This is a genomic window from Methylicorpusculum sp., from assembly GCF_030651835.1.
Classification (GTDB): domain Bacteria; phylum Pseudomonadota; class Gammaproteobacteria; order Methylococcales; family Methylomonadaceae; genus Methylicorpusculum.
This window is the reverse complement of sequence record NZ_JAUSBX010000043.1, coordinates 1-11,333: the sequence shown is the minus strand read 5'-3', so window position 1 is coordinate 11,333 and position 11,333 is coordinate 1. Positions and strand designations below refer to the sequence as shown.

7 protein-coding genes and 1 pseudogene are annotated in these 11,333 nt (G+C 46.0%); 5 read left to right on the top strand and 3 right to left on the bottom strand.

The window, feature by feature from the left end; genetic code table 11:
- Positions 1 to 248: 248 nt before the first annotated feature.
- Positions 249 to 2,633 carry an Ig-like domain-containing protein gene (locus tag Q7V32_RS05315; protein ID WP_304895940.1) on the bottom strand — a complete coding sequence of 795 codons (2,385 nt, stop codon included), beginning with the start codon at positions 2,631 to 2,633 and terminating at the stop codon, positions 249 to 251.
- 238 nt (positions 2,634 to 2,871) lie between these two features.
- On the opposite strand from Q7V32_RS05315, the gene clpB reads away from it, so the two are divergent.
- Entirely contained in the window at positions 2,872 to 5,460 is a 2,589-nt protein-coding gene (gene clpB, locus Q7V32_RS05310; RefSeq protein ID WP_304895939.1) for an ATP-dependent chaperone ClpB, read from the top strand.
- Positions 5,461 to 5,546: 86 nt separating this feature from the next.
- Here the strand turns inward: clpB and mscL are convergent, their stop codons facing one another.
- Positions 5,547 to 5,951 (bottom strand): large-conductance mechanosensitive channel protein MscL, encoded by a 405-nt coding sequence (mscL, locus tag Q7V32_RS05305; RefSeq protein WP_304895938.1) that lies wholly within the window; start codon positions 5,949 to 5,951, stop codon positions 5,547 to 5,549.
- 426 nt (positions 5,952 to 6,377) lie between these two features.
- On the opposite strand from mscL, the gene Q7V32_RS05300 reads away from it, so the two are divergent.
- From Q7V32_RS05300 to Q7V32_RS05285, 4 genes are all read left to right on the top strand, one after another.
- Positions 6,378 to 7,796 carry an MBL fold metallo-hydrolase RNA specificity domain-containing protein gene (locus Q7V32_RS05300; RefSeq protein ID WP_304895937.1) on the top strand — a complete coding sequence of 473 codons (1,419 nt, stop codon included), beginning with the start codon at positions 6,378 to 6,380 and terminating at the stop codon, positions 7,794 to 7,796.
- A 171-nt stretch (positions 7,797 to 7,967) separates the two neighbouring features.
- The gene (locus Q7V32_RS05295) at positions 7,968 to 9,542 is read left to right on the top strand and encodes an ATP-binding protein (protein WP_304895936.1); all 1,575 of its coding nucleotides are present in this window, start codon (positions 7,968 to 7,970) and stop codon (positions 9,540 to 9,542) included.
- 54 nt (positions 9,543 to 9,596) lie between these two features.
- The gene (locus Q7V32_RS05290) at positions 9,597 to 10,124 is read left to right on the top strand and encodes a winged helix-turn-helix domain-containing protein (RefSeq protein WP_304895935.1); all 528 of its coding nucleotides are present in this window, start codon (positions 9,597 to 9,599) and stop codon (positions 10,122 to 10,124) included.
- Between the two features lie 13 nt (positions 10,125 to 10,137).
- On the top strand, positions 10,138 to 10,716 hold the full coding sequence (locus Q7V32_RS05285; protein WP_304895934.1) for a transposase: 579 nt from the start codon (positions 10,138 to 10,140) through the stop codon (positions 10,714 to 10,716).
- 433 nt (positions 10,717 to 11,149) lie between these two features.
- On the opposite strand, the pseudogene Q7V32_RS05280 reads toward Q7V32_RS05285, so the two are convergent.
- A pseudogene (locus tag Q7V32_RS05280) lies at positions 11,150 to 11,333 on the bottom strand (IS630 family transposase); the annotation flags it as partial.

Genomic DNA, 11,333 nt, shown 5'->3' with positions numbered 1-11,333 from the left:
CTCTCGCATGACTTAACGCCGTTTCGCGATGCCTTGCAGGTTTTCTCCGCAAGCTACGAAAACCCGCCCGGCGCTACGGCTATCGGGGACTAAAAATCTTCACTTCGCTGGCGCTCCGTTTCCAAGATTTTCAGCGTATGAAAGCGCTTTATAGTTCGACTTGATTTTTATCGGAAGCTAAACGCACTAATGGCGCATCCTTGCGCCATTAGTGCTTACATCAGTAAAGTAGGGGGCTTTACTAATGATCAGGGTGTTACTCTAATTTCATTGCTGAAGCCGGATTCACCTGCTTTGTTACACGCTGTTACCTTGTAACGGACGGTGTACCCAGGATGAGATTCAGCAAAATTATTTGTTGAGCTGGTTTTATAAGGAGTGGATGAATAGTTGCAGCTGACGGTTTTATTTTTTCTTGTTCCAGTCAATTGTTCAGTGCAACGAAAGACGTTATAGGTTGTAGCATTAGTAGAGGTGTTCCAGTTTAATTCGATAAGGGCTTGGCTGGTCTCTTTGCCTTTATTTTTGGCCGTTAATGTTTTTAAGATGGAACTGGTTAAATTTGACGGTGCATCCGGAGTCGTAATCGTAGCGATCACTTGAATACTAATGGTTGCTGTTGCACTGGCACCAAAACTATCCGTTACGGTAAAGCTAAAAGTATCGGAACCGCTGAAGCCTGAGGCCGGATTGTAAGTGACTTGACCGTTTGCCTGCAAAGAAACTGAACCATTGCCGGCGTTTTTGGTGATGGAAAAAGACAGCGGATCGTTATCTGCATCTGCTGCATAGTTAGCTAAATTAATAGTCAAAGCAGTATTTGCGTTGGTTGAATAGCTGCCGGCAAAGGCTTGTGGAGCATTGTTAGCTTGGGTATTAGCACTTGCAACGCCTGACAAACTGGTTTCGTTACCATGGGCGTCTCTGGCTTTGACTTTATAACTGTAGCTATACCCCGCCATCAAATTAGTTGCAGAATAGCTTGGATTTGTTTGCCACTGACTGGTTACGCATCCGTTAGGGCCTGCGACACAGACAAATTGATATTCAACTGTTCCTGATGCATCGGTTGCGGTGATTGCTTTCATAGCAATCGTTGCTCTGTCAACGGCTTCTGGCGATGTTTCCCAGCCCATTGGATTAGGTGATGGAGGGGTGGAATCAGTACTGGCAACCAAACTGCCGGAAATGAAATATTGGCCCAGACTACCGTATTCGGTATAAGGCACTTTGATATTGCCTGTGCCGCGAACGGTCAGTAAGTATTTTCCGGCAGGGACTGTGACCTTGATAGTGGCATCTGTTTCATCAAGAGGATCAACTTTTTGTATCAGTTGGCCATTCCAGTTATAAAGCGCGGCTTCAATGTCTAAATTGGCGCCTCTTCTGGAGGTGCGATAAAACGCATCCCAAGCTGGGGTTACTGAGATTTCAATACTACCGGCACCGCTTTCGAACATGAAGACATCAATATCGGCAGCTGTTTCAATTACACCTTTGTTGAAATTATTTAAATTGCTGGGGTCGTTTTCCGGATTGCTTGAAACAATTTTATTGGAAGCATCAACATGTAAGGGTGTTGGATTTGCAAAGGTATTGCCATGGTCATCACTTCTGGTTGTCAGGCGAGAGATTAGAATGGCGATATCGTCTTGAACTTGATTAGCGCCTGTGTATTCACCTTTGCTCCATTGGGTTACGTTGTTGTAGTAGCCAACGCCCATAATGGGTGCCCATGATACAAAGCCTGAGCCATGACCTGTGTAATAAGAAGAAGTTGAAGTTCCATCATGGGACAATCCCATGTTATGCCCAAGTTCATGGGAGGCGGCTTCGGCGATGTAATTGGGTGCAGAGGCTAAATTATTGTAATAGACAAGAGCAGGAGAGTATTTGGTGTGATAATCAGTGCGTCCCCAGACATTCACGTAAGCTACACCACCAGCAGTCGAGCTGGGCATGTTGACATTATTGGCGTCTACATTGCGGGTAATGAGGACGTGACCTACATTAGGTCCGAATGTAGCCGGCTTCTCGGTGGTAACATCAATATCAAAAGGCGCATAATCTTCAGAGACCCGATGCCATATTTCAGCGATTTGATTGAGCTCGGTAGCACCAAAGCTGTTTGGATTGCCATCGGTATCAAACGGTCTTGCAGCAAACGACGTAACACTGTGATTCCAGGCTGTTCCGGTAATCGTGTGGCCTTTAAAGTTTAAATAAACCTTGTTTTTTGCGCCTGGCTTGCTGTGCAGCGTGAACGCCTGAACGGCATCAATCGCCTGAGGGGAATCCACTGTTTCAAGTTCACCAGCGGTAATTTCTTCTAACTCGAAATCATCGGCATAAAGCACGCCGCCGTCCTTGTCAATTTGAATATGCTTGAGATCGTGCTCAGCGAAGGTAAAGCTATGCATCCATTTCATAGCCCGGTCGCGTGAGCTTTTGGGTAATTTGTTCAAGCGATTTTTTACTCGACCTTCTGGCAGGTCTTTTAGTAAAAAGGGTGAGTTCAAACCGAATTGTCGGGATTTGTTTCTTTTTATTTCTTTGGCTTCTACGTTAATGAAGCCTAAGGTCATAATAAGTGTGATGATGATACTGATGGTTTTGTTTGACTGTGTGTTCATGATCTTCCCCTACCTCTTGTAAGTGTTGAAAACAGTCTAGGGACTGGGGGCAGACAATTTTGAGCGGCAGTTCTCATGTGAAAATTTATAGTGGGACTGACTTCTCACATTAAAAAAGCTAAGAATTTTTATTTGAAGTAGCTCACGAAAAGGTTTTATAGCTGTGCTGAGTTGAAATGAATCTATGCAGGCCCCATTAAGTTGCTAACGAGAAGAATTCATTACTGAGGTAAATAAAATGAGAATGGATAAATTAACCAGCAAGTTTCAAATGGCTTTGGCCGATGCGCAGAGTCTTGCCGTGGGTAAAGATCATCAATTCATAGAACCTGTGCATGTAATGCTGGCATTAATCAATCAGGAAGGCGGCAGCATTAAACCTTTATTGGCCCAAATCGGGGTCAATCCGAATATGATTCAGGTGGAATTAAATAAAGAACTGGAACGCATGCCTTCAGTTTCAGGCGTAGGAGGCGATGTTCAAATATCCAATGAATTGTCGCGATTACTGAATGTGACTGACAAACTGGCTCAAAAAAAGAACGACAAGTTTATTTCCAGCGAATTGTTTTTGCTGGCTGCCTGCGAGACGGAAGGCACACTAAAGGACATCCTTAAAAAAGCAGGTTTAACCAAGGCCGCAGCAGAAAAAGCGGTTGACAGCATCCGGGGGGGGCAGTCTGTTAATGATGCCAGTGTTGAAGATCAGCGTCAGGCTTTAAATAAATACACCATCAACCTCACTGAGCGGGCGGAAAAAGGTAAGCTGGATCCGGTTATCGGTAGAGATGACGAAATTCGCAGAACTATTCAGGTCCTGCAACGCCGAACCAAAAACAATCCGGTTTTGATTGGCGAACCCGGTGTGGGTAAAACGGCAATTGTGGAAGGCTTGGCACAGCGGATTGTCAACGGCGAAGTACCCGAGGGTATCAAGGGTAAACAGGTCTTGGCTTTGGACATGGCCGCGCTGATTGCCGGTGCAAAATTCAGGGGTGAATTTGAGGAACGCTTAAAAGCGGTTTTGAATGAACTGGCCAAACAGGAAGGTCAAGTCATTCTGTTTATTGACGAACTGCATACTATGGTCGGTGCCGGAAAGGCCGAGGGTGCGATGGATGCAGGAAATATGCTGAAGCCGGCTTTGGCGCGTGGCGAATTACATTGTGTCGGCGCAACGACGCTGGATGAGTACCGGCACTATATTGAAAAAGATGCTGCGCTGGAAAGGCGTTTTCAAAAAGTATTGGTCGATGAACCGACGGTTGAAGATACCGTGGCTATTTTGCGCGGCCTGAAAGAAAAATATGAAGTCCATCATGGCGTGGATATCACCGACCCGGCCATTGTCGCGGCAGCTACTTTATCGTATCGCTATATCTCTGATCGGCAATTACCCGATAAGGCAATAGACTTGATTGATGAAGCGGCCAGTCGGATACGCATGGAAATTGATTCCAAGCCGGAAGCGATGGATAAATTGGATAGGCGGTTGATTCAGCAAAAAATTGAGCGTGAAGCATTAAAGAATGAAACCGACGAAGCCTCTAAAAAAAGGCTGCTTATCTTAGAGGAGTCCATCGCTTCGTTGGAAAAAGAATATTCCGACCTGGAAGAGATTTGGAAGGCAGAAAAAGCAGCCTTGCAAGGCACGGCAGCAATCAAGGAGAAGCTTGAGAAAGCCCGTCTGGATTTGGAAGTTGCGAGTCGCGCCAATGATTTGACGCGGATGTCTGAATTGCAATACGGCCTTATTCCTTCGTTGGTCAAAGAACTTGATTTGGCCTCTCAGGCCGAGATGCAGGACATGCGATTGTTGCGTAATAAAGTGACGGAAGAAGAAATCGCCGAAGTGGTCTCGAAGTGGACGGGCATCCCCGTATCTAAAATGATGGAAGGCGAGCGGGATAAATTATTGCGGATGGAGGAAGAGTTGGGTCGGCGTGTTGTCGGTCAAACAGAAGCACTCAAAGCGGTCAGTAATGCTATCCGCAGATCAAGGGCCGGATTGTCCGATCCTAATCGCCCGAATGGGTCGTTCTTGTTTTTAGGTCCTACCGGCGTAGGTAAAACAGAGCTTTGTAAGGCTTTGGCCGAGTTTTTATTTGATACCGTAGATGCGATGGTCCGTATAGACATGTCGGAATTTATGGAGAAACATTCAGTTGCCCGGCTGATTGGTGCGCCTCCCGGTTATGTGGGTTACGAAGAAGGCGGGTATTTGACTGAGGCGGTCAGGCGAAAACCTTATTCGGTGATTTTGTTGGATGAGGTAGAAAAAGCGCATCCCGATGTATTTAACGTCTTGTTGCAGGTGCTGGATGATGGTCGCTTAACGGATGGTCAGGGCCGTACCGTAGATTTTCGCAACACGGTTATCGTGATGACCTCGAATTTGGGTTCTGATCGCATTCAGGAAATGGCTGGAGAGAGCAATTACAATATGATGAAGTCCGCCGTGATGGCAACCGTTGGGTTGCATTTCAGGCCGGAGTTCCTGAATCGTATTGATGAAGTGGTGGTTTTTCATCCGTTGGGAAGAGATCAAATTAAAGCAATTGGCAGCATTCAACTTGAGTTTTTACGCCAACGGCTTTTGGAAAGAGGTATCGATCTTTCGTTGTCCGAGCAGGCAATGGACAAGTTGGCGGAGGCCGGTTATGACCCTGTTTATGGGGCAAGACCATTGAAAAGAGCCATTCAGCAACAGATGGAAAATCCTTTGGCCCAGGAAATACTGGGAGGGAAATTTGTAGCCGGAGATACTGTAGTTGTCGGTGTTGAGAATGACATGATGGTGTTTACAAAAACATCACAGAAACAATGACGAACTTTTCCGGAACACTTTTGTAAATCACTCAAACAGTAAAAAAGGGGATTATTTCCCCTTTTTTGTTTCCGGAATTACAACGATTATTTCTTTTCTTTAAGCAGGTCACGAATTTCAGCAAGCAGCACTTCTTCGTTAGAAGGGCCTGGTTCAGGAGCTGGCGCGGCTTCTTCTTGTTTTTTAAGTTTATTGATAAATTTGACAGCGATAAAAATCGCAAAAGCCACAATTGTAAAATCGATCATGGATTGAATAAATTTGCCGTAGCCTAATGTTACAGCGGGAGCGTCCATTGTGGCTTCTTTGAGTACAACGGCAAGATCAGAAAAATCAACACCACCGACCAAAATGCCGATGGGGGGCATGATTACGTCACCTACAAATGATGAAACAATCTTGCTAAATGACGCGCCGATAATAATACCAACGGCCATGTCAATCACGTTGCCTTTGACGGCAAATTCTTTAAATTCTTTTAATACACTCATTTGATTTTCTCCTTTGGATAATTTTACAGCCGATTTATGTTAATGGATTTGCGGAGCTAGTGTAACTCAGGTTCCGAGTTTAAAAACAGATCTAAATGTCTGTTAAATAAGCAATAAGGGGGTCTTAAGCGATGTGTCTATGGATAGTTGAAGACCGATTAAGCTAATAGACGATTAATGAACCTTGGCTTAACGGCTAATGTTAGCAACGATCAATCCCCATGAAAAGTTATGAGTAAATGGGGTGCGGGTTTGATTAAATCGGTTTCAATCATCCTGAGCGGATAAATTTGCCGGGACATTCGAGGAGTTCATGATTTTAAGATCATTGCGCAGTTCCCGATTACCCGTTTAACAACACTGGTATTAAAAGCTTCATGGGCTATGATTCAAACGGGTCCAATCGATCGAGGCACGAACAATAAAATGAATGATTTAACGTATCCCTCAATTAAGCACCATGGCGCTGTCGATGGTGTAACCGGTTCGTGTCACGAGTTAAAAGTCGATCAGGACAACTCAATCCTGATTGATTGCGGGTTATTTCAAGGTGCAGAAGTATCCCCCGAAGGAGCGGGTTCCAATCATCTACAAATTGAGTTTCCGGTAGATAAAATAAAAGCCTTGGTCGTAACGCATTGTCATATCGACCATGTCGGACGGATTCCTCATTTGATTGCGGCCGGATTCAGAGGTCCTATTTATTGCTCAGAACCGACGGCGGAATTATTGCCGCTGGTTCTGGAAGATGCTGTCGCTATGGGTGTTACGCGCGACAAATCGCTTATCGAGCGAGTGATAAAGCTCATCAAATCCAGGATAGTTGCAGTCCCTTATGATCGCTGGCAGCCGGTGAATAGGGTCGAAAATAGTAAGAGCCGTTTACAAATCAAGTTTAAACCTGCCGGTCATATACTGGGTTCTGCCTACATTGAGTGCGATATTGCATCTACAGGAAAGAAAAAGCGCATTGTATTTTCGGGTGATCTGGGCGGACCTTACACACCGTTATTACCATCACCAAAATCCCCTTATCAGGCCGATGTGCTGGTGCTGGAAAGTACTTATGGGGACCGCCAGCATGAAAACCGCAAGCAACGCAAAGACCAGCTCAAACAGCTGATAAAAAAATGTCTGCAAAATCGCGGAGTGATTTTGATTCCTGCCTTCAGCATAGGAAGAACTCAGGAACTGCTTTATGAGTTGGAAGAGCTAATTCACCGGCATAAAACCGAAGCGCTTGCAAAAGGACTGGTGTGGCAAGAGTTGGAAATTATCGTCGATTCCCCACTTGCAAACCGCTTTACCGAGGTCTATCGAAAACTCAAACCCTATTGGGACGCCGAAGCCAGGGCTAAAGTTCGGGCAGGCAGGCATCCCTTGGCGTTTGACCAATTGACGACGATTAACTCGCATCAGGATCATCTTGCTGCGGTTGAGTATTTAAAGAAAACTGCGAGTCCTTGCATCGTCATTGCCGCCAGCGGCATGTGTGCTGGAGGCAGGATAGTCAATTATTTAGAAGCATTGATCGAAGACGAGCGCACCGATATTCTTCTGGTCGGCTATCAGGCAGCCGGAACCCCGGGGCGCATCATTCAAACGTATGGGCCGCGTCAAGGCTATGTGGAATTAGAGGGGAGGCGATATCACATCAAAGCGGGCGTTTATCAGTTAAACGGTTTCTCCGCGCATGCCGATAAGGATTCGTTACTGCGATTTATTAAAGGCATGCGCATCAAGCCCGGTGAAATTCGCTTGATTCATGGAGATGAAAGCGCCAAAAAGATTCTGAAACAATCAATAAGCGAGCTATTTCCCCACATTAATGTGTTGATTCCTTAGTCGTTAGTCAATTTAGTTCTTACAGGTGGCTTTAGAAAACCCTTTGTGGTGAGCAAGGCCGATGCTCTCCATTTAGCTGGCGCAACCTGCCAAGTCAGAAAAATTTTATGACTGTCAATTAAATAATCAAACTGTTATAAAATCCATTGAATATTCTTACGAATCGCCATCATGACATTACCTAAGTTGCCTTTGTCCATACAAAACTTTGCCGAAATCCGCCAAGGCAATATCTGCTATGTCGACAAAACCGAACTGGTCTGGAAACTGGTTGATTCCGGCAAAGCCTATTTTCTATCACGGCCAAGACGCTTTGGCAAAAGCCTGCTTGTAGATACCTTAAAGGAACTGTTTGAAGGCAATCGAGCGTTATTCGAAGGTTTGTATATAGACGATAAATGGGACTGGTCCAAACAGTATCCGGTGATCAAACTCGATTTTGCCAGTGGCGTATTGCAAAATCGAGCGCAACTGGATGAGCGCATACAGACCCTGCTGATGCTTAATCAGCAACGTTTGGGAATAGAATGTGATCGCCGTTTTGATCTGTCCGGCTGTTTTGAGGATCTGATCCTCAAAACCCGCGAAAAATACGGCCAAAAAGTGGTGGTTTTAGTCGATGAATACGACAAGCCGATTCTGGACAACATCGATTATCCGGAACGCGCTGCGGAAGTGCGTGAAGGATTGAAAAACATCTACTCGGTCCTGAAAGGCCAGGATGCGCATTTGCAGTTTGTCTTTATGACCGGGGTCACCAAGTTTTCCAAAGTCAGCTTATTCAGTGGTTTAAACCAACTCAAAGACATTACCCTGGACGAGAACTACGCCACTATTTGCGGCTATACCCAAACCGATCTGGAAACCACCTTTGCCGGACATTTGGCCGGTGTCGATTGGGTTCAACTCAAAACCTGGTATAACGGCTATCAATTTCTCGGCGAAGCCGTCTACAATCCCTATGACATCTTACTGTTCATCAGCGGCAACAGACGTTACCGCAACTACTGGTTCGAAACCGGAAATCCCAGTTTTTTAATCAAACTGTTCCAGCAAAAAGCCTATTTTTTGCCCGATTTGGAGCAACTGGAAGTCTCGGAAGAAATTCTTGATTCGTTTGATGTGGAACGCATAAACCCGGTTACCTTACTCTTTCAAACAGGCTATCTGACCATAAAAGAAGCATATACCGACGTGATGGGCGAACAGGCTTTTGTTTTAGTGGTACCCAATTACGAAGTCAAAATGGCGCTCAATAACCAATTGATTGAAGGCTATTGCCAAATTGATACCGAAAAGAAAGCACTACGCACTGAATTGTTCACACTATTGCATCAGGGTGCCATTGATGGACTGAAGCCGATGCTGCAACGCCTGTTCGCCGGTATCCCTTGGCGAAACTTCACCAACCACGACCTGCTCAATTCCGAAGGCTACTACGCCAGCGTCCTCTATGCGTTTTTTGCCAGCTTGAATGCAGCCATCACCCCGGAAGACACCACCAACCACGGGCAAGTGGATATGACCGTCGCGTTGGGTGAGTTTATCTATGTCATGGAAATCAAACTCGACAAAAGCTCCGACTATCAAGAGCAAGCCCCCAATCCGGCCTTACAGCAAATCCAGGATAAAGACTATGCCCAAAAATACCGGCATCAAGATAAAACGGTGTTTGAAGTGGGCTTAATTTTTAACCAACAGCAGCGAAATTTAGTGCAGCTGGATTGGATATCTACTCCCTTTTGACCGAAAAAACGTCTATCTTTAATTTCGAGAGACAGCGAATCACGGGGGTGTACTATGATCCGCAGGATACGCCTTCAACACTTGGCTCCGCAAGACCGAAGAGCTTGGCAAAAAGCCTATTATAATCATCAAAAGTTCTGGCAACGTAGACGGCTCATTGTGCTGAAAGCGATCTGGGACGGACTGACCCTGGCGGAAGTTTGCCGCCAATACAAAGTTCGTCGCCAAACCCTGAACCAATGGCTCGACAGCTATTTGCACGGTGGCTTTGACCATTTACTGAAGCGTCAGCCGGTGCACCGACGGCAACGACTTTCCGATCAGCAGCAAAAAATCCTTCGGTTCATGATTCTGCATAAAACGCCGGTCGACTATGGCATAGACAGCTATCAATGGACGGCAGAACGAATCAGAACTGTGATTGAGCAAAAATGGCACATTTCAGTCAGCTGCGCCCGCCTTTATCAATTGTTCGGCCAGTGGGGCTTGTCGTTGCAAAAAGTCCATCGTGACTATGGGCCGGCCAATCCCCTCGAACAAGCGCGATTTATCGACGACTTAAAAAAAAACAGCGCAGCTTAGTGAACACGCGGCCGTGATTGCGCTGGATGAGTTTGCCTTACAAAGCATCCCTGATACCCATTACGCGTGGGCTCAAAAAAACACCAAACCGCGTGTTCTGAGTGATGAACGCCATCGCCAAAAAATGAATGGTTACCTGATGGTCGATGTACAACGAGGCGACACGTGGGTGGAGTTTCATGAGGACAGCCGCTCCGAGCAAGTTGCAGGCGTCCCGGTAACACTGTTGCTCAGCTACCTGCAGCAAGGTTATCGTCAGGTAACGGTGCTGTTGGACAATGCTCGGACCCATGGTAAACGCATGCAGGACGAAGTTAGTCGATTGCTGCAGGAGCTCAGTAGTCCAAGCGCATTCAAAGATTTCACGGTGAACTATAGGCATACGCCAACTTATTCGCCCCAGCTCAATCCGGCCGAATACGTCATTCATGCCATCAGGCGAAATGCTTTGTATCATGTTCCTTGCACGCTCAGTTTGGCGAATAAGGTTGAGCGGGTAGGTGCACAGCTAGCGCGGGGTTCTCCGATGAATGACGTGCAAATGCGCAGCTTGTTGGACTACATTGCTCGTTACAAAGTTAAACGGTTTTAGAGTCAAAAGGGAGTAGAAATAAATGAAGCCTGTTTGTTGCCCGTTTTGTAAGATTTGAGGGAGCGGTTGGTGATTGTTGGAGTCAGGCCAAGTCTAGATATGAGATGTCTTCAATATTCACCGCATTCTATGTCGTAAGTCAATCTCTGAAAATCTTGGAAACGGAGCTTTAGCGAAGTGAAGATTTTTAGTCCCCGATAGCCGTAGCGCCGGGCGGGTTTTCGTAGCTTGCGGAGAAAACCTGCAAGGCATCGCGAAATGGCGTTAAGTTATGCGAGAGCCAATGTTTCGGCCTCTTGTTGGGTCGAAACGAGGCGACGCGGACGAGTCGGGGCCGCCGGAGGCGTCAGTGGTCGCGTAATTTTTGCTGCTTGATTGGGCTGGGATGCCCAAAATAAGCTTTCGCAAAAATAGCGACCCCCCAGGCTAGTGTTTAATTGCGTAAATTAGCTATTGTATTTTTTATCTGACTACCTTGTACCTCTCTTCGACGCCATTTAAAAGGTTGAGCCTTCTGATTATGCCTTACGATAAAGGCCTCAATCGCACTCTTTAGCTCCTCAGCACTTGTAAAGCTGGCTCCTTTGAGTGTTTTGCGGGATAAAATTCCAAACCAT

Coding starts and splice junctions, on each gene's coding strand:
- clpB (WP_304895939.1), top strand. CDS start 2,872: ATGAGAATGGATAAATTAACCAGCAAGTTTCAAATGGCTTTGGCCGAT.
- Q7V32_RS05300 (WP_304895937.1), top strand. CDS start 6,378: ATGAATGATTTAACGTATCCCTCAATTAAGCACCATGGCGCTGTCGAT.
- Q7V32_RS05290 (WP_304895935.1), top strand. CDS start 9,597: ATGATCCGCAGGATACGCCTTCAACACTTGGCTCCGCAAGACCGAAGA.
- Q7V32_RS05315 (WP_304895940.1), bottom strand. CDS start 2,633: ATGAACACACAGTCAAACAAAACCATCAGTATCATCATCACACTTATT.
- mscL (WP_304895938.1), bottom strand. CDS start 5,951: ATGAGTGTATTAAAAGAATTTAAAGAATTTGCCGTCAAAGGCAACGTG.
- Q7V32_RS05295 (WP_304895936.1), top strand. CDS start 7,968: ATGACATTACCTAAGTTGCCTTTGTCCATACAAAACTTTGCCGAAATC.